Origin of the sequence: Micromonospora sp. WMMD558 (genome assembly GCF_049315255.1) — a bacterium.
Classification (GTDB): Bacteria; Actinomycetota; Actinomycetes; order Mycobacteriales; family Micromonosporaceae; genus Micromonospora.
Window position 1 is genome coordinate 1,581,440 of sequence record NZ_CP186061.1, and the last position, 18,845, is coordinate 1,600,284.

The 18,845-nt window shown below is 71.7% G+C and carries 15 protein-coding genes; 6 read left to right on the top strand and 9 right to left on the bottom strand.

Features of this window, described 5'->3' with window-relative positions; translation table 11 throughout:
• Window positions 1–56: 56 nt before the first annotated feature.
• Complete coding sequence (gene murJ / locus ACN26Y_RS07690; protein ID WP_155329617.1) at window positions 57–1,799, bottom strand: murein biosynthesis integral membrane protein MurJ; 1,743 nt, start codon at window positions 1,797–1,799, stop codon at window positions 57–59.
• A gap of 124 nt (window positions 1,800–1,923) precedes the next feature.
• On the opposite strand from murJ, the gene ACN26Y_RS07695 reads away from it, so the two are divergent.
• The gene (locus ACN26Y_RS07695) at window positions 1,924–3,384 is read left to right on the top strand and encodes a CCA tRNA nucleotidyltransferase (RefSeq protein WP_155329618.1); all 1,461 of its coding nucleotides are present in this window, start codon (window positions 1,924–1,926) and stop codon (window positions 3,382–3,384) included.
• A gap of 41 nt (window positions 3,385–3,425) precedes the next feature.
• Here ACN26Y_RS07695 and ACN26Y_RS07700 read toward each other — a convergent pair whose 3' ends face one another.
• From ACN26Y_RS07700 to ACN26Y_RS07715, 4 genes are all read right to left on the bottom strand, one after another.
• Window positions 3,426–4,937, bottom strand: a complete 1,512-nt coding sequence (locus ACN26Y_RS07700) for a flotillin family protein (RefSeq protein WP_155329619.1) — start codon at window positions 4,935–4,937, stop codon at window positions 3,426–3,428.
• A gap of 74 nt (window positions 4,938–5,011) precedes the next feature.
• The gene (locus tag ACN26Y_RS07705; protein WP_230689149.1) at window positions 5,012–5,533 is read right to left on the bottom strand and encodes a hypothetical protein; all 522 of its coding nucleotides are present in this window, start codon (window positions 5,531–5,533) and stop codon (window positions 5,012–5,014) included.
• An 81-nt stretch (window positions 5,534–5,614) separates the two neighbouring features.
• Window positions 5,615–6,745: a TolB family protein gene (locus tag ACN26Y_RS07710; RefSeq protein ID WP_155329621.1), complete on the bottom strand. Its 1,131-nt coding sequence runs from the start codon at window positions 6,743–6,745 to the stop codon at window positions 5,615–5,617.
• Complete coding sequence (locus tag ACN26Y_RS07715; protein ID WP_155329622.1) at window positions 6,742–7,257, bottom strand: SigE family RNA polymerase sigma factor; 516 nt, start codon at window positions 7,255–7,257, stop codon at window positions 6,742–6,744. The genes ACN26Y_RS07710 and ACN26Y_RS07715 overlap by 4 nt, the downstream gene beginning before the upstream one ends.
• A 120-nt stretch (window positions 7,258–7,377) precedes the next feature.
• Between ACN26Y_RS07715 and ACN26Y_RS07720 the strand changes: the two genes are divergently transcribed.
• Window positions 7,378–7,782, top strand: a complete 405-nt coding sequence (locus tag ACN26Y_RS07720; RefSeq protein WP_155329623.1) for a hypothetical protein — start codon at window positions 7,378–7,380, stop codon at window positions 7,780–7,782.
• 34 nt (window positions 7,783–7,816) lie between these two features.
• Window positions 7,817–8,299: a methylated-DNA--[protein]-cysteine S-methyltransferase gene (locus ACN26Y_RS07725; protein WP_155329624.1), complete on the top strand. Its 483-nt coding sequence runs from the start codon at window positions 7,817–7,819 to the stop codon at window positions 8,297–8,299.
• Between the two features lie 110 nt (window positions 8,300–8,409).
• Here the strand turns inward: ACN26Y_RS07725 and ACN26Y_RS07730 are convergent, their stop codons facing one another.
• Both ACN26Y_RS07730 and ACN26Y_RS07735 read right to left on the bottom strand, forming a co-directional pair.
• Window positions 8,410–9,489 (bottom strand): inositol-3-phosphate synthase, encoded by a 1,080-nt coding sequence (locus ACN26Y_RS07730; RefSeq protein WP_155329625.1) that lies wholly within the window; start codon window positions 9,487–9,489, stop codon window positions 8,410–8,412.
• Window positions 9,490–9,512: 23 nt separating this feature from the next.
• Window positions 9,513–10,151, bottom strand: coding sequence for a PadR family transcriptional regulator (locus ACN26Y_RS07735; RefSeq protein ID WP_155329626.1), 639 nt, complete (start codon window positions 10,149–10,151; stop codon window positions 9,513–9,515).
• A 174-nt stretch (window positions 10,152–10,325) separates the two neighbouring features.
• Between ACN26Y_RS07735 and ACN26Y_RS07740 the strand changes: the two genes are divergently transcribed.
• The 3 genes from ACN26Y_RS07740 to ACN26Y_RS07750 all read left to right on the top strand — a co-directional run bounded on the left by ACN26Y_RS07740 (window position 10,326) and on the right by ACN26Y_RS07750 (window position 15,500).
• A complete protein-coding gene (locus ACN26Y_RS07740; protein WP_155329627.1) occupies window positions 10,326–10,772 on the top strand; it encodes a DUF5318 domain-containing protein in 447 nt (148 codons plus the stop codon).
• A gap of 197 nt (window positions 10,773–10,969) precedes the next feature.
• Window positions 10,970–13,876, top strand: a complete 2,907-nt coding sequence (locus ACN26Y_RS07745) for a transglycosylase domain-containing protein (RefSeq protein ID WP_155329628.1) — start codon at window positions 10,970–10,972, stop codon at window positions 13,874–13,876.
• A 124-nt stretch (window positions 13,877–14,000) separates the two neighbouring features.
• A complete protein-coding gene (locus tag ACN26Y_RS07750; protein ID WP_155329629.1) occupies window positions 14,001–15,500 on the top strand; it encodes a glycosyltransferase family 87 protein in 1,500 nt (499 codons plus the stop codon).
• A gap of 19 nt (window positions 15,501–15,519) precedes the next feature.
• On the opposite strand, the gene ACN26Y_RS07755 is transcribed toward ACN26Y_RS07750, so the two are convergent.
• Window positions 15,520–17,760: a hypothetical protein gene (locus tag ACN26Y_RS07755; protein WP_155329630.1), complete on the bottom strand. Its 2,241-nt coding sequence runs from the start codon at window positions 17,758–17,760 to the stop codon at window positions 15,520–15,522.
• Complete coding sequence (locus tag ACN26Y_RS07760) at window positions 17,757–18,548, bottom strand: deoxyribonuclease IV (protein ID WP_422734529.1); 792 nt, start codon at window positions 18,546–18,548, stop codon at window positions 17,757–17,759. The genes ACN26Y_RS07755 and ACN26Y_RS07760 overlap by 4 nt, the downstream gene beginning before the upstream one ends.
• Window positions 18,549–18,845: the final 297 nt, after the last annotated feature.

Here is an 18,845-nt window from a genome sequence, read left to right on the forward strand (position 1 = left end):
TGCGGTCCATCCGCTTCCGACCGCCCGGGCCCCGGGAAACCGTCGGGCGGAGACGCTCAGCGACCGAGCCGGCGCCGGACCATGCCGACCACCTCGGTGATCTCGCCGATCCGGAGCAGCATCGCGAGCCCGAGGTAGGTGGCCCCGATGACCGCGCCGCCGACCACCAACTGGACGGCCGCCGCGAACCAGTCGAGGTCCTCGGGGTCGCCCGGCAGCAGGCTGACCACCACGAGACCGACGAGCGCCGACCCGAGCGCGGCGACCACGACCTTGCCCATGGTGCGCATGATCCCGCCGAGCCCGATACGGCCGACCCTCGGACGGAGCAGCATCGCTGACAGGACCGCCGCCGCCACGTACGAGATCGCGTTGCCGAGCATCATGCCGGCCGCCGCGAATACGGGCGAGAGCACGACGAAGAGGCCCACCTGGAGCAGCACCCGCAGTGCGACCACCGGGATGTTGACCAGCGCCGGCGTGCGGGTGTCCGGCAGCGCGTAGAAGGCGAAGGTGAACAGCTGGCTGATTGCGAACGGGACCAGGCCGACCGCCGCGACCAGCAGCACGGTGGCGGTCGCCACCGCGTTCTCCCCGGTGAACGCGCCGTACCGGAACACGACCACGGAGATCGGCGCGGCCAGCACGGCGTAGCAGACGGCGATCGGGGCGAGCACCGCCGTGACCATGCGGGTGCCCCGGGACAGGTCGGCGGTGACGTCCCGGAATCGCCCGTCCGCCGCGGCGGCGCTCATCCGTGGCATGAGCGCCGTGATGATCGAGACGGCGATGATCCCGTGCGCCATCATCAGCAGCAGGAAGACGTTGTTGTAGATGAGAAGGCCGGCCCTGTCCTCCCCGGCGGCGCGGGTGAGCAGGTTGACCACCACGAACACACCCAGTTGGCTGACCGCGACGTAACAGAACATCCAGCCACCGAGCCGGGCCAGTTCCCGCAGTCCCAGCTCACGGAAGTCGAAGCGCAGCTTCCACCGGAAGCCCACCTTGCGAAGCGCGGGTAGCAGGCCGGCGGCCTGTACCGCCACACCGAGCAGGGTGCCCCCGCCGATGAGCAGGATCCGCCCAGGCGTCATGTCCTCAGGCCGAAGGGGCTTGGCTCCGTAGACGGCGATGTAGAGACCAAATATGCCGATGACCACCAGGTTGTTCAGGATTGGCGCCCACATCGGCGCTGCGAAGTGGCCCCGTGTGTTCAGCACGGCGGCGATCAGCGCGCTGACGCCCGTGAAGAACAGCATCGGCAGCATCAGGTACGACAGGTAGGTGATCAGATCCCGGTAGTCGCCGCCCTTGCCGCTGGCATAGATAGCTGTCAGTGCGGGTGCGGTGATCACCGCAATCAGCGCGGCAGCGGCCAGCGCGAGCACCGCGAACGTGAGCAGCCGCTGCGCGTACGCGTCACCCTGGTCGTGATCGGTCTTGCGGCGACGTACCAGCACCGGAACCAGCACGCTGGTCAGCACGCCGCCGAGCAGGAACTCGTAGACCTGGTTCGGCAAGAACTGGGCAGTCGTGTAGATGTCGCCCACCACACTGCCGAGTGCGGCACCGATCATCAAGGTGCGAAGGAAGCCCGTACCTCGGCTCACCAGGCTGCCGATGGCCATGACCGCGCTGTTCGCCACGGCGCTGGTCTCCGCGACCACCTCCTGCGGCGGCGCGGCGGCCTCGACGCCGGGCTGGTTCAGCGGTTCGGCGGAGATGAAGGTGGCGTCGTCGCCCGGCGGCCGGCCGCCGCCACCCTGCGCGTTCGCGCTGCGGTAGAGCCGGCCGCTCATCGTTGTCGCCTCCAGGGGTACGTCGGCTCACGCCGGGGCTTCGCCACAGACCCTAGTCAACCGTCCGTCGTTACCCGCGCCCGGCGGACCGGATGCCGACCCGGCCCGATAGGCTGGCCATCCCATGTCCGACGCCGCCTCCGCACCGTACGCCGACCGCCGCGAACTCACCGCCGCGCAGCGCAACGCCGTCGCCGAACTTCTCCGGGTCTCCCCGGTCGCCGACGAGCTGGGCCGCCGGTTCGCGAAGGCCGGTCGCGAGCTGCACCTGGTGGGCGGCTCGGTCCGGGACGCCCTCCTCGGCCGGCTCGGCAACGACCTCGACTTCTGCACCGACGCGCTTCCGGACGAGACGCTGCGCATCGTGCGGGGCTGGGCCGAGTCCATCTGGGAGACCGGTCGGGAGTTCGGCACGATCGGCGTGCAGCGCGACGGCCTGCTGCTGGAGATCACCACCTACCGCGCCGAGGTGTACGACCAGGTCAGCCGGAACCCGGTGGTGCAGTACGGCACCAGCCTCACCGAGGATCTGAAGCGCCGGGACTTCACCATCAACGCGATGGCGGTGAGCCTGCCCGACCACCGGTTCACCGACCCGTACGGCGGGTTGGACGATCTCGCCGCGAAGATCATCCGTACGCCGGCGTCGCCGGAGGAGTCGTTCCGCGACGATCCGCTGCGGATGCTGCGGGCCGCCCGGTTCGCCGCGCAGCTGCGGTTCGCCGTGCATCCAGACGTGCGTGAGGCGATGACCCGGATGGCCGCCGACCTGGACCGGATCACCGCCGAGCGGATCCGGGACGAGTTCACCAAGCTGCTCTGCGGCGTCGACCCGGTCACCGGCCTCCGGCTGCTGGTGGACACCGGCCTGGCCGAGCGCTTCCTGCCCGAGCTGACCGGGTTGAAGCTGGAGATCGACGAGCACGCCCAGCACAAGGACGTTTACGAGCACACGTTGACCGTGGTGAGCAACGCCGTCTCGCACGAGGACGACGGCTGCGACTTCATCCTGCGGATGGCCGCGCTTCTGCACGACATCGGCAAGCCGGCCACGAAGGCGGTCGGCCCGGACGGCCGGGTCAGCTTCCACCACCACGAGGTCGTGGGGGCCCGGCTGACGAAGGCCCGGATGAAGGCCATGCGCTACCCCAAGGACGTGACCGCCAAGGTCACCGCGCTGGTCGCGCTGCACCTGCGCTTCTACGGGTACGGGCGCGGCGAGTGGACCGACTCGGCGGTGCGCCGGTACGTCGCCGACGCCGGGGACCTGCTGCCCCGGCTGCACAAGTTGACCCGCTCCGACTGCACCACGCGTAACCGGCGTAAGGCCGCGCAGCTCGCCGCCGACTACGACGCGCTGGAGGAGCGGATCGCCCGGATCGCGGCCGAGGAGGACCTGGCCCGGGTCCGTCCGGACCTGGACGGGAACGCGATCATGGAGCTGCTCGGCGTGCCGCCCGGGCCGGTCGTCGGGCGGGCCTGGAAGCATCTCAAGGATCTGCGGCTGGAGCGCGGCCCGCTGGAGCGGGACGAGGCCGAGGCCGAGCTGTTGCGCTGGGCCCGCGAGCAGGGCGTCGTCGAGTAGGCCGGGGCGCCACCGGCAGGGCGGCACCCCGGCTCCCGGGGTCAGCGGGTCTCGGTGCTCTCGACGGCCGGCTTGCCGTTCGGCTCCGAGCGGGTCGACGTGGCCAGCCGGGCCAGCAGACCGGGCAGGTCGATGCCGGTGAGGTCGCTGCCGAGCTGGAGGCCCTGCGCGACGTTCCCGGCGACCGACTTCGTGAGCGACGACGCGCCGTCGGTCGAGATGACGGTTATCTTGTCGATCGCGCCGATCGGCGCGCTGGCCGCCTCGACGACCTGCGGCAGCACCTTGACCAGCAGGTCCAGGACGGCCGCCTCCCCGTACGCGGCGAACGCCTCCGCCTTGCGGGCCATCGCGTCGGCGTCGGCCTGCCCACGGGCCAGGATGGCCGCGGCCTCGGCCTGCCCCTCCCGCTCGACCGCCTCGGCGATCGCGGAGCGCCGGCGCTGCTCGGCCTCACCTTCCTTGGCGCCCTCGATCGCGTTCGCCTCGGCGAGCGCGGCCCGCCGGGCCCGCTCGCCCTCACCGGTGAGCCGCGCCTGCTCGGCGGCGGCCTGGGCGGCGGCGATGACGGCCTGGCGCTGCGCGTCGGCGTGGAGCACGGCGGCGTTGCGGGCGGCCTCGGCCTCCTGCTCGACCTTGTACCGGGCGGCGTCGGCCGGCTTGCGCACCTCGGTGTCGAGCTGGCGCTGCTTGAGCTCGGCGTTGCGCTCGGCCACCTTCTGCTGCTCGGAGAGGATCGCCTGGTCCCGCTCGGCCTGCGCGAGCGGCCCGGCCGCCGCCGACTTCGCCTTCGCGGCGTCGATCTCGGCCTGGATGGCGGCCTGCTTGAGGGCCAGGTTCCGGTTGGCCTCGGCGATCGCCTCCTCGGCGAGCAGCCGCTCCTGCTCGGCCTGCTGCCGGGCCCGGGCCTCGGCGATCGCCGCGTCCTTGAGCACCCGGGCGGCCTCGGGCCGACCCAGGTCCTGCAGGTACGACCCCTCGGCCAGGATGTCCTGGAGTTGGAACGTGTCGAGCACGAGACCCTGGTTGGTCATCGAGTGCTCGGCCTCCTCCGCCACCGCGCTGGCGAACGCCGCCCGGTCCCGGATGACCTCCTCGATGGTGAGCCGGCCGACGATCGACCGCAGCGCGCCGGCCAGCACCTCCCGGGTGAAGTTGTCGATCTCGTCCTGCTGGTGCAGGAAGCGCTGGGCGGCGGCCCGGATCGAGTCCTCGGTGCCACCGACCTTGACGATCGCCACGCCGTGCAGGTCGGCGCGGATGCCCTGCTTGCTCACCGCGCCCCGGATGCCGACGTCGATCCGGCGGCTGGACAGGTCGAGCGACTGGAGCTTCTGCACCACCGGCAGGACGAAGACCGAGGCGCCGAGCACCACCTTCTGCCCGGACATGTCGGTCGACCGGCCGCCGTCGGCGGTCTGGGTGGTGCGGCCCTTGCGGCCGGTGACGATGAAGGCCTCGTTGGGCCCGGCGACCTTGATCCGGGAGAGCACGAAGAGCACGAGGACGAGGAGGAGGACCGCGGCGCCGGCTATGGCGATGACGAGAGGCATGGGTGGGCCTTTCTGGCGTGGGTGGATCGCGGCGCGTCGATCGGGCTCGAACGCGCCGGTGGGGCTTCGACGCGTCAGTAGGTCTCGACGTGCACGCTGGTGTCGCTGAGTGCCTCGACCACGAAGATCTGGGCGCCCGCCGGGATCGGCCGATCGGCACGGGCGTTGAACTTCACCGGCGTGCCGGCGACGCGGACGCGGACCTCGCCGTACCCGTCGGCGGGTACCGGCGTGACGACCAGGCCGAGCGCGCCGACCAGGTGGGCGCGGGTGGGCGTGGGATCGGTGGGCATGTCGCGGGCCGCCCGCCCCAGGCGGGACGCGACCCACGCGGTGGGCACGGCCGCGAGGACGCCGCCGGCCACCGCCAGCGCCACCATGCCGGGGGTACGCGCGCCGAGCAGCTCGTTGACGATGGCGCCGCCGAAGCCGAACGCGCCGGCGAACCCGGCGACCGTCTCGGTCGACACCGGCCCGTCGAAGTCCGGCTGACCGAAGTGGAGCAGCTCGCCGCCGAGCAGCGCGAGCGCCAGCACCGCGACGCCGACGGCGCCGACGATGAGGAAGATCAATGTCCCCGTGGCCACGTCCCGCACGGTATCGACGCCCCGCAACGTCGACCTCCTTCCGGTGGCCGGCGGGCACCACCGGAAGGACCATGCCGAGCCGACCGCCGGTCAGCGGGGCGCCAGCACGAGGACCATGCCCAGTCCGATCGCCGCCGGCAGGGACTGCCGGGCGAGTTCCCGCCCGTCCAGGTCGGCCAGCACCATCTCCTCTGTCCGCCGGTCCCGGTACAGCAGGTGGTCGTCGGCGCCCCAGGCAGCGTCCGCGTCCGGCGCCGCTCCGATCACCCGTCCCGTGGCCACCTCGACGATCTGCGGCCCCTGCCGGCCCTTCACCACGACCTGCCGTCCGTCCGGCGACCACGACCAGGGGCCGGCGGGGTCACCCTTGACGGGCACGAGCCGGGTGGGCCGACCGTCGTCGGGGGAGAAGAACTGCACGCCCCGGCGGGCGTGCGGCTCCGACTCGGAGCGGGGTGCGGTGGGATCGGTCTGCTGGAGCGCGACCTCTTGGCCGTCCCGGGTCCAGGTGAAGAAGCACTGGTCGGTGCAGAGGAACTCGTCGGCGTCGACCGGAAAGGTCCGCCATGTGCCGGTGGAGCCGAGCACGCCGAGGGAGAGGGCTCCGGTGGCCTTGTCCATGACGGTCAGGGCCAGCCGACGCCCGTCGGGTGACCAGTGCGGCGTCCTGATGTGACCGCCGGTGCGCACCCAGCGGACCTCGCCGCTCGCCAGGTCGAGCAAGCCGAGCTCGGCCCGCCGGTCGTGGTCCACCACAGCGGCGACGCCACCGCGCGGCGCGGCCCAGACCTCGTCGTACCGTTCCGAACCGACGTACCGGCCTCGGGTGCGGTCCAGGGCGTAGCCTCGTTCGCCCTGGTCACCGGTCGACTCACCGGTCGAGGTTGCGCCGACCAGCAGCCAGCCGCCGGGAAGCGTGACGGGACTACCCGTCCAGTCGCCGGTGGGCGCCGGCACGACGGAGGCGGCGGACTCCGCCGGGACGGACGGTGGTCCCCAGGCGGCCGGCCCGGGCGCGGGGGTGGACGGGCGAAGCCACACGAAGGGAGCGGCCAGGGCGACCAGCGCCGCCAGCGCGCCGCCGGCCGCGGCCACCTGCCGCCGGCGCCGCAGCCACCGGCCCCGGGCCCGAGCCCGCCCGGCAAGGTCGGGCACCGTACGGGCCTCGTCCGCGAGATCCCGGACAGCGGTACGCAGCGCCTGCTCGGCCGATCCGTTCATCGCACCTCCTCGGTGAGGTGCCCGTCGAGGGCGGGCACGAGTTGCCGCAGCCGGGCCAGCGCCTTCGACGACTGGCTGGCCACCGTGCCGATTCGGCAGCCGAGCAGCTCGGCCGTCTGCTCGACGCTCAGGTCCTCCAGGTAGCGCAGTGTCAGCACCGCGCGCTGGCGGGGCGGCAGCGCCAGCAGCGCGTTCCGCAGCAGCAGCCGCAGGTCGACGTCGTGCCCGTGGTCACCGGCGCCGGCGCGCTCGGGCAGGACGGCGACCGGGACCTCGGGGCGGCGGGAGCGGCGCCGCCAGCCGGACACCTGGTCGTGGTAGAGGATCCGACGTACGTACGGCTCGGCGTCGCCCCGGATCCGGGGCCAGCGGGCGTACGCCTTCGCGAGGGCGTTCTGCAGCAGGTCCTCCGCGCCGTGCTGGTTCCCGGCGAGGGCGTACGCGACCCGCAGCAGTACGTCGCCACGCTCGTTCACGAACATGGTGAACTCCCTGTCGATGCCTCCGGACACCCGCCACCTCCAGATACTCCGACGCCGGTGGCCGGCCGAAGTTTGCCCGCCGCCGCAATCTAGCTGTTGACAAGATTCCGTCGAAGCCTCATCTTTACAGTGACTAGATGGAGGTGTGCCATGTCCTCGGCGACCCTGACCACCGCCGGCATCCTGCTGCTCACCGTCGTGACCATCGCGTACGGCGGCCTGACCCTGCTCATGCATCTTGCCGGGCGCAAGGCCGGCTACCTGGACAACCCGGTGCGCCGGAGCCTCTGGACCGCCGGGCACGCGCACGCCGGGGTGCTGGTCCTCTTCGCGCTCGTCGCGTTGCCGTACATCGACCAGGCCGACGCCTCGGACGGCACCCGCACGCTGATCCGTACGCTCTTCGTCGCCGCGCCGATCCTCATGCCGCTCGGTTTCTTCCTCTCGGTGGTCCGGCCCGGCGACACGCGGCCCAACAGGCTGATCTGGCTAACCGTCGCCGGTGGGGCGAGCCTCGTCGCGGGCACCCTCCTGCTGGGCGTGAACCTCCTCTGAGGCCGGGTGTCGTACCGGCGGGGACAATGGGTGGATGCGCTGGACCGTGCTCGACTCGCCGATCGGGGAGTTCTCCGTGGCCACCGACGGGTCGGCCGTGTGCGGGACGCACTTCGGCCGGGTGGCCGCAGCCGGCACCGACCCGGGCGACGAGCCGGCCGGGCAGGCCCTCGCGGAGCTACGGGCCTACTTCGCCGGCGAGCTGACGGCGTTCACGGTGCCGGTGCGGATCCCTCGTGGCTCGGAGTTCGAGCGGGCGGTGTGGCGGGAGATGACCGGAATTCCGTACGGGGGGACGCTCACCTACGGCGAGGTGGCCCGGCGGCTCGGCGACCCGTCCGCGGCACGGGCGGTCGGGGTGGCGTGCAACCGCAACCCGATCCCGGTCATCGTTCCCTGCCACCGGATCGTGGGGGCCGGCGGAAAGCTGGTCGGCTTCGGCGGTGGGCTCGACCGCAAGGTCAAGCTCCTCGAACTGGAGGCGGGCGTCGCCCTGCGCCACGCCTGGTCGGGGTGAGCCGGCGCCCGCACTCTCGCCGTACCTCCGGTCACCCGAGCTGGGCGAAGACGGCGAGGGCCGGGTGCGCGCGGACCCGGCCCTCGCCGTCTGTCGCGTGTCTCAGCGCGTCAGCGCTCGACCTCGCCGGCGATGAACGCCTCGACGGCGGCGTGCGCGTCGTGGTCGGCGTACTGCACCGGCGGGGACTTCATGAAGTAGGAGGACGCCGACAGGATCGGGCCGCCGACCTTCCGGTCCAGCGCGATCTTCGCGGCGCGGACCGCGTCGATGATGACGCCGGCCGAGTTCGGCGAGTCCCACACCTCGAGCTTCAGCTCGGCGTTCAGCGGGGTGTCGCCGAAGGAGCGGCCCTCCAGGCGGATGTACGCCCACTTGCGGTCGTCCAGCCACGGCACGTGGTCCGACGGGCCGATGTGCACGTCGCTCTTGCTCATCTCGTGCGGGATCTGGGACGTCACCGACTGGGTCTTCGAGATCTTCTTCGAGACCAGGCGGTTGCGCTCCAGCATGTTCATGAAGTCCATGTTGCCGCCGAAGTTGAGCTGGTACGTGCGCAGCAGCTCGACACCACGGTCCTCGAAGAGCTTCGCCAGGGCGCGGTGCACGATCGTGGCGCCGACCTGGCTCTTGATGTCGTCGCCGACGATGGGCAGGCCCGCGTCCTCGAACTTCTTCGCCCACTCCGGGTCGGAGGCGATGAAGACCGGCAGGGCGTTGACGAACGCGCAACCGGCGTCGATCGCGGCCTGGGCGTAGAACTTGTCGGCCTGCTCGGAGCCCACCGGCAGGTAGGAGACGACCACGTCGACCTGGGCGTCGCGCAGCGCCTGGGCCACGTCGACCGGCTCGACGTCCGACTCCTCGATGATCTCGCGGTAGTACTGGCCGAGACCGTCGAAGGTCGGGCCGCGCTGCACGGTCACACCGGTCGGCGGCACGTCACACAGCTTGATGGTGTTGTTCTCGCTGGCGACGATCGCCTCGGCGAGGTCCATGCCCACCTTCTTGGCGTCCACGTCGAACGCCGCGACGAACTTCACGTCGGAGACGTGGTAGTCGCCGAAGGTGACGTGCATGAGACCCGGGACGCGGTCGTTCGGGTCGGCGTTCCGGTAGTACTCCACGCCCTGTACGAGGGACGAGGCGCAGTTCCCCACACCGACGATGGCGACGCGGACGGAGCCCATAGCGTCTGCCTCCTTCTTCTTCATCACGGCCGCTCTTTCCTGGACTCTCCAGGCGGAGGCGGGCTGTTGTCTTCTCGTCGGCCGCCGGCCGTCCCGGTGCCCGGGACCGTCGGGGCACGGCCGGAGCGCTCGTTGGCGATGAGCTCCTCCAGCCAGCGGACCTCACGCTCACAGGCCTCCAGGCCGTGGCGTTGCAGCTCCAGGGTGTACGCGTCGAGGCGCTCGGCGGCACGGCCGAGCACGTCGCGGAGCCCTTCGCGACGCTCCTCGATCTTGCGTCGGCGACCCTCCAGGATGCGCAGTCGGGTCGCCTGATCGGTCCGGGCGAAGAACGCGAAGTGCACGCCGAAGCCCGTGTCGTCGTACGTCTCGGGCCCGGCCTGTGCGATGAGTTGGGCGAAGCGTTCCTTGCCCTCCGCGGTGATTTTGTAGACCACCCGACCTCGTCGGCTGGTCAGCGCGGGAACCTCCTCGGCAGTCGCGGGTGTCTCGGCGGCTTCGGTGATCCAGCCCGCCGCCTGCAACCGGCGCAGGGTCGGGTAGAGCGAGCCGTAGCTGATCGCCGCCCGGATGGCACCGAGTTTCGCGGTCAGCTCCTTGCGCAACTCGTAGCCGTGCATCGGAGCTTCCTGCAGCAGGCCGAGGATGGCGAATTCGAGCATCGGCCACCCTCCCTTTACCCTGTGCACGAAGTGCTAACCGCGGCGATGTATCGGACCGATACATCGCACGCTAGCGGATCACCATGGCCAGGGCAAACCCCCATTCCGGCATGCTGTGGTCACGCATCGTCACGGCGGTCGCCCCGCCGCGCCGGACCGCGTACCCTTCTCCGCATGCGTTCGCAGCGCCAGGTCGTCGACTACTCGCTCCAGAAGCGGGCGGTGCTGCGTGAGCTCCTGGCCGGGCGGGTCGGCACGTACGACGTCTGCGACGCCTCGCCGTACCTGAAGAACGCGGCCCGGTTCCACGGTGAACCGACCGACGAACGGTGCCCGATCTGCCGGAGCGAGAACCTGACCCACGTCCACTACATTTACGGGGACGAACTCAAGCAGTCCGCCGGACAGGCCCGCACACTGGCGGAGTTGCCCGTGCTGGCGATGACGCTGCGTGAGTTCCAGGTCTTCGTGGTGGAGGTGTGCCTCGGCTGTGACTGGAACCATCTCGTCGAGCAGTACCTGCTCGGCCGGGACGGGTTGGCCGAGGGCGGGCCGGAGCAGGGCACGGTGGGTGGCGCGGCCGCCCCGACCGGGCGACGGAGGCGAGAGGCGCAACAGTGATACCAGCTCGATCGGCTGACTCGGGCCAGCGCGTGCACGCCCGGGACGACCGACGGCTCGTTGGTCTGATTGGCCCGATTGATTCACAAGTGACACCGGCCATCGGGCGCGAGACCGCCCGGGTGGCGGGTGTCCCATCTCACGGCAAACCGGTGGTGGCGCAGCCGCGCTCCACCGCGACCGGCAGGGTGTGAGGAATGAACTCGTACGGCGATCCCAGTTCTCCGCACGGGCGGGCCCGGATTCCGGGCCAGCACGGCGACCACGGGCAGGCCGACGACGCGTACCGCCTCTCGGGCGGGGAGGCGCGCGGCCGGTCGGCCGCACCGGACGGTACGGCATCCGCGGGCCGCGCCTCGGTGTCCCCCCGCGGCGCCGCCTCCGGCGGCCGGGCCTCCGTCGGCGGATCGGCGTCCGTGCCCCCGCGCGGTGCCTCCGGTTCGGCCTCGGTCGGCCGGGGCGGTCGCGCCTCGGTTCCCGTGTCGCCGGCACCCGGTCGCGTGCCGGTGTCGCCGGCTCCCGGTCGCGCGTCGGTGCCGGTCTCCCCGGCGCCGGGCGGGTCGGCCGGGCGGGCAACCGTCGGTGCCGCCGCGGTGGGTGCCGCGTCCGTCGGTGCCGGGTCCGCGGGGCGGGCCCGGGTCGGGTCGGCGGCGGTCGGTGGTCGCGCCTCGGTGGCGCGGGCCAGCGTCTCGCCGGTCTCCGGCGGGCCCGGTGGGCCGGGCGGTCCCGGCGGTCCGGGTGGCCCCGGTGGGCCGGGCGGGTTCGGGCGCGGCGGTCGCGATCCGGACGCCATCGCCCGGGCGAAGAAGCGGAAACGGGCGAACCTGCTGATCGCCGCGTTCGCGGTGTTCATCATGCTGGCCGGGCTGGGCGTGGTCGGCTTCACCTACTACTCCACCAACGTGGTGCTCCCCCAGGACACCACGCCGCCGCAGGCGACCGAGCTGTACGCGTTCGACAACAAGACGATGATCGCGAAGCTCGGCACCGAGAACCGCACGCTGGTCACCATCAAGGACATCCCGCCGCACGTGCAGGATGCCGTCGCCGCCGCCGAGGACCGCAACTTCTACAAGCACTCGGGTGTCGACTACAAGGGCATCGCCCGCGCCGCGTGGAACAACTTCACCGGCGGTGACAAGCAGGGCGCCTCGACGATCACCCAGCAGTACGCCCGCAACGCCTACGACCACCTCAAGGACGACACGTACGCCCGTAAGGTGAAGGAGGCGATCCTCGCCTCGAAGCTGACCGAGCGCTACGACAAGCCGACGATCATGCAGCACTACCTAAACGTGATCTACTTCGGCCGGGGCGCGTACGGCATCGAGGCCGCGGCGAAGACGTACTTCGGCAAGTCGGCCAACAAACTCACGGTGGCGGAGGGCGCGGTGCTCGCGGCCCTCATCAAGCAGCCGGTGGCCAGCGAGACGCACAAGGGGTACGACCCGGCGGTCAACCCGGTAGAGGCCAAGCAGCGCTGGAACTACGTCATTCAGGGCATGGTCGCGGAGGGCTGGCTGAATGCTGCCGGACGGCAGCCGGCACCCACCGAGGCGGAGTACCCCAAGAATTGCCCGGCGAAGGGAACCGCCCCAGCCGGATGCATCAGGGACCCGAAGAAGGTCGGCGCCGGGCTGGATTACGGCATCAACACGCCGTACGGCAACGTGATCAACTACGTCAAGACCGAGATGCGCGACAAGGGTGTCTGCGTCGACCGCGAGGAGGACGTCACCGCCAGCAAGCCGACCTGCTCCGACGCCCTGATGTCCGGCGGCTACCGGATCCGGACGACCATCGACACCAAGATCCAGACCGCGGCGGTGGAGACGGCGCAGCGCAAGAGCAAGGGCTCGGAGCTCGCCGACCAACCGGACAACCTGATGGCGGCGGTGGTCTCCATCGAGCCGAGCACCGGCCGGGTCCGCGCGTACTACGGCGGCGACAACGGCACGGGCACCGACTACGCCGGCAAGAACGTCGACAGCAAGGGGAACCTCATCGGCGGTCACCCGCCGGGTTCCAGCTTCAAGATCTACACTCTGGCGGCGGCGCTGGAGAACCAGAAGTCCCTGGAGTCGCGCTGGAAGGGCCGGGCGTTCACCCCGGAGGGCACCAAGTTCAAGGTCAGCAACGCGGGCACCGACAATCCGACCTGCGGCGACTCCTGCACGCTGCGCGAGTCGACCCTGAAGTCGCTGAACGTGCCGTTCTACCACGTCAGCACGGACATCGGTCCGGACAAGATCGTCGACGTGGCCAAGCGGGCCGGCATCACCACCATGTGGAACACCAACCCGGCCGAGCCCATCGACCTGACCAAGAAGAAGGCGGAGGACGTCGCCCCGGCGCCGTTCTTCCACGTGGTCGCCTACGGCCAGTACCCGGTCACCGTGCTGGACCACGCCAACGGCGTGGCGACCTTCGCCAACGGTGGCCAGTACGTCAAGGCGCACTTCCTCCACTCCGTGTTCAAGCGGAACCAGCAGACCGGCAAGATGGAGAAGATCGCCGACGAGGGCAGCGTCAAGGGCAAGCAGGTCATTTCGAAGGACGTCGTGGCCGACGTCACCGACGTGCTGAAGGAATACCCGGGCCGGATCAACCACCGGCTGGAGGGCGGCCGGCAGGCGGCCGCCAAGACCGGCACCTGGGAGCTCAAGCCCGGCACCACGGCGAACGGCGACGCGTGGACGATCGGCTACACCCCGCAACTCGCCACCGCCGTCTGGGTCGGCAACGTCGGCAACCGCAAGGCCCTCAAGTTGCGGGGTGGCGGCAATGTGTCGGGTGCCAATCTCCCCGGTGAGATCTGGGAGAAGTTCATGGAGCGGGCGCTCGAGGGCAAGGAGAAGCTGGAGTTCCCGCCGGCGGCCAAGGTCGGTGACCCGGACTCCGGCAACGGCGAGGCGCCGCCTCCGCCGCCCCCGACGCAGCAGCCGAATTGCGGGCCGTTCGAACTGTTCTGCCCGCCGGGTGGCGACAACAACGGCGGAAACAACGGTGGCGGCAACAACGGCGGGCAGAACCCGAACGAGCCGCCGCCACCGGACGGTGACCGGGACGGCGTCCTGCCGACCCTGACCCCACGGCGGGACTGACCGACGCAACGCCGCCGGTGACCGGAGCGACGCTCCGCTCACCGGCGGCTTCGTCGTCCGGGGGGCACGACATGTCGTCGCCGGGCGGGACGCGGACCCCCGGCGTACGGCAGGATGCACGGTCATGAGCAAGCAGTCGACGCGCGGAATCGACGACGCCGGTGCCCCGGACCACCCGTCCCGCTCCGACGGGTTCGTCCGCGGTGTCTCCGGCCTGATCGGCGGCCCCCTCGGCGACCACGCCGCCGCGCTGGACCGCCCGGTCGGCCGCGAGCGTCACTTCTGGACGGCCGCGCGGATCGTCCTGGCCCTGGTGTGCCTCACGCTCGCCCTGCACTGGGTGCAGAAGTCGCCCTGCCAGGACGGCGCCTGGACGAACAACGTCCAGTACACCCGCTTCTGCTACACCGACGTGCTGGCGCTCTACTACGCGGAGGGGCTCAACGAGGGCAAGGTGCCCTACCGCGACCACCCGGTCGAGTACCCGGTCCTGACCGGCTACTTCATGGGCGCGCTCGGCCTGCCGGTGCACGCCCTCGGCGTCGACGACCCCGGCCTCAACCAGGGCATGTGGTTCTACAACGCGAACGTCCTGGTGCTGGGCGCCCTGGCGGTGGCCACGGCCGCCGCACTCCTCGCGTTGCGCCGCCGCCGTCCCTGGGACGTGGCGCTCTTCGCGCTCGCGCCCGCGCTGCTGCTCACCGCCACCGTCAACTGGGACTTCCTCGCCATCGGTCTCGCCGCCTTCGGCCTGCTCGCCTGGGCCCGCCGCCGGCCGGTCCTGGCGGGTCTGCTGCTCGGGCTGGGGGGCGCGGCGAAACTCTGGCCACTGTTCCTGTTCTGGCCCATCCTGTTGCTGGCGATCCGGGCCAGCCGGCTCCGGGCCGCCCTGGCCGCGATCGGGGCGGGCGCCGCCGCGCTGCTCGTGGTGAACCTGCCCACCGCCCTGCTCTACCCGACCAACTGGGCGCGGTTCCTCGAACTCAACACCGAACGGCCGATCGACTGGGGCACCCTCTGGTACATCGGCCGCTACCTCGACGGGAAGGTCGGCGGGGGCGGCGGGCTCGGGCCGTTCGAGTGGCTGAACGCCAACGTCCCCGTGCTCAACAACCTGTCGTACGCGCTGTTCCTCCTGGCCTGCGTCGGGGTGGCCGTCCTGGTGCTGGTGGCGCCACGCCGGCCGCGCCTCGCCCAGCTCGCCTTCCTGGTGGTCGCCGCGTTCCTCATCTTCAGCAAGGTGTGGTCGCAGCAGTTCGTGCTCTGGCTGCTGCCGCTCGCGGTGCTCGCCCGGCCGAAGTGGGGCGCGTTCCTCGCCTGGCAGCTCGCCGAGGTCGCCTACTTCGCGGCCTTCTACGGGGAACTGCTCGGCACGTCGACCGGGCGGCCGGTCTTCCCCGAGGGTGTTTTCGTGCTGGCCGCGACGCTGCGCCTGACGACCGTGGTGATCCTGTGCGCGCTGATCGTTCGGGAGATCCTCCGGCCCGAGCTGGACGCGGTGCGCGGCACGTACGCCGACGACCCGGACGGCGGCGTCGTCGCCGGCGCACCCGACGCGCCCTGGCTACGAAGACGACCCTCGCGGAAGACGCTCGACCCGGCCCCCGAGCCGGCCGCGACCTGACCCGGGCGGCCGGACCGGCTCACAGCCGGTACACGACCACGTCCCCGATCTCGTCACGGGTGATACCGAGGCCGTCGACGGGGGCGTCGATGCTGACCTCCCACGGCGTGCCGGCGACCTGGTCGCGGACGATCAGCACGTTGCGGACGCCGAGCGTGCGCAGGTAGTCGACGCTGGTCTGGTCGGGGAACGAGATCGTCAGTCGGCGGACGTCGTCGAGGAGGGCCGGGGTGAACCCGCTCCCCCCGTTGACGATGTCCTGGAAGTGGGTGGTGGACCAGAGCATCACCGGCTGGTCGTGGTTCTGGCTGCTCGGCAGCACCAGTAGCGGGCCGTCGACCACCCGCATCGCCACCGGCTGCACCGGCACGACCGGGTGCGGGGTGCGGTTCAACCCTTCGACGGTCACCAGCAGCAGCGGGAGCAGCGTGGCGATCCGCAGCCACGGGCTCGGCCAGGACGGGATCCGCTCGGCCGAGATCTCGCGGACGCGGGCGGCGAAGGCGCTCACCGCGCCAGCGGCGAGCAGGCCGAGCAGCAGCGTCGCCCAGAGCATCAGCCGACCGGGCGTACGCAGCCCGTTCCACCCGGGCAGATGCTCGAAGAGCGGCACGTACGTGAACCGACCGCCGAAGAACTCCGTGCCCATCGCGAGCACCATGCTGACCAGCACACCCGCGAACAGCAGGACCCGGTGCCGGACGCGCCAGACCGAGAAGAAGAGACCGCCCAGGGCCAGCGCGTAGAGCACGTAGCCCGGCAGCAGCGTCATCTCCGGGTGCCACGGCAGCGTCGCCCGTGCCCCCTCGTGCAGGCCGCCCCAGATCCGGGACTCGCCCGGCGCGGTGAGGAAGCCGGTGGCGGGCGGCGAGAAGAGGGCGACGTCGCCGATGCTCCGCTCCGCCTGCGGGTGCAGGTCGGCCACCTGGAAGAACGGGATGGCCAGCAGCACGCCGACACCGGCGAAGACCAGCCCGCCGACCACGTCGGCGGTGAGCAGCCGGTGCCCGAAGGGGCGTTTCACCGGGCGGACCACCCAGCGTCGCAGGAACCAGGTCACGGCCGAGACCAGGACGATCCCGCCGAGCACGTACGCGAACGGCAACCCGATGCCGAAGCCCAGGCTCAGCTGCCACGCGGCGACCAGCCAGCCCGCGTACACCCAGCCCACCCGGCGCTTCTCCGGGCGGTAGCCGTGGCGCAGGGACCACCCGTGCCCCCGCGCCAGCATGGCCAGCGCCAGCGGGATCCCGCCGTTGGAGATGACGTGCAGGTGCCCGGCCTGGGCCAGCAGCCACGGCGCGTACGCGTAGCTCACACCGGCCACCGCCGAACCGATCCGACCGGCCCCCAACTGCCGCGCCAGTGCGTACGCCCCGAACGTGGCGAGCGCGTGCGCCAGCACGAACATGAGGTTGTAGCGGAGGACCGCGGCCTCCGGGCCGACGCCGATCATCCCGGCCGGCGCGTATCCCAGCAGCGTGTCGGAGAAGGCGAAGCTCCACCGCTCCGGGAAGAACGCGTTGGAGTGCCACAGCCGGCCCGGATCGGTCAGCAGCGCGTGGCCGGACCACGCCATCTGCCAGGACTGGAGGCTCGGGTCCCAGGTGTCCTGCGGCAGCGTGTAGCGCGGGTACCTCAGCGTGGGCCAGGTCATGAGCACGGCCAGGACGAGCGAGCCGAGGACGGCGAGCGTCCACTCGTGCACGAGCACCCGGCCGGCGGTGCGGGTCGCGCGGCGAGCGCGGGTCGGCACCGGCTCGGGCGCGGGTGCGAAGGAGGTGAACGGGTCGCGCTCCTCGGTGCTGGTCGCGGCGTCCTTGCCGGCCGCGGCGGCCACGGCGCCACCCTTGGCCGGCCCGTCGCTGCCGGCCGTCCCCGCGGCAGGCTCGTCCGCCGGCCTGTCCGTGCTCGCTGTGCCGGCTGCCGGTCTGTCCGTGGGCTCATCCGCCGGCCTGTCCGTACTCGCTGTGCCGGCTGCCGGCTTGTCCGTGGGCTCGGGTGTCCCGGTCTCGCCGGCGCCTGGCTTGTCCGCCGGCCGGGCCACGCCGGCCGTGCCGGTTCCGGGATCGTCCGTCGCCTTGCCCGCGCCGGCTCCCGGCTTGTCGGTGGTTCTGTCCGCGTCAGCGGCCCGGCTCGCCGACGTGGTCGGGCCGGCCGGATCGTCGGCGGGCATCCGGGTGTCGCTGCCCGACCGGGGGGCTCCGGTGGCCACGTCGGGGCGCGACGGGCGCGAGCCGCCGGACGTCTCGGGGGTCATGCGGCCGGAGCCCCCGTGCCGAGCCGGTCGCGCAGCAACGCGATGTCGGCGGCCTGTCCGTCGACCCCGCCCGGCGTCTCCACGACCACCGGGGCGCCGGCCGCCCGGATCACGGCCACCACCAGCTCCGGGTCGATCGTGCCGCCGTCGAGGTTGTCGTGCCGGTCCTGACCCGAGTCGAAGGCGCCCTTGGAGTTGTTGGCGTGCACCAGGTCGATCCGCCCGGTGATGGCCTTGACCCGGTCGACCAGGCCGAGCAGCTCCTCGCCGCCGGCGTGGGCGTGGCAGGTGTCCAGGCAGAAGCCCACCTCGTGGTCACCGATCGCGTCCCAGAGCCGGGCGAGCGCGTCGAGGCGTCGGGCGCAGGCGTTCTCGCCCCCGGCCGTGTTCTCGATCAGCACCGGCACACCGAAGCCGCCCGAGTCGGCCGCGTACGCGAAGGTCTTGCGCCAGTTGTCGAAGCCGACCGTGATGTCGTCGCCCGCGTTGACGTGGCCGCCGTGCACGATGAGCCCCCGCGCGCCGATGGCCGCCGCCGACCGGGCGTGCGCGAGCAGCAGCTTGCGGCTGGGGATGCGGATGCGGTTGTTCAGCGTCGCGACGTTGACGACGTACGGCGCGTGCACGTAGAGATCGACGTCGGCGCTCCGGAGCCGTTCCGCGTCCTCCCGGGGTTTCGGCGCCTTCCACCCCTGCGGGTCGGCGAGGAAGAACTGCACGGCCTCGGCCCCTCTGGCGGTCGCCTCCGCCAGTGGATCGGTCGAATCGACGTGGGCTCCGATACGCATGCAGGGGAGCCTACGTCGAGTCGCTGACACCTGGTGTGCCGGCGGTGGCGGGCTCGGGCGTCACCGGACGGGGTGGGCCGTCGTTGAGGGGAGTGGGACGGACGGTCCGTCGCGGGCCCGGCGAAGCGCCGAGCTGTGCGGGCCGTGCGGACACCTCGATGCAGGGGCTCCCCGCCGCGCGGCCCGGCGTGGCGGGGACAGCTCCGGAACCCGAATCGCCACAGAAGAAAAATTGTCTGTGATTTGCCGATTTTTCCGACAAGGCGCGCGACTCGGTATAACGTCGGGTAACAACAT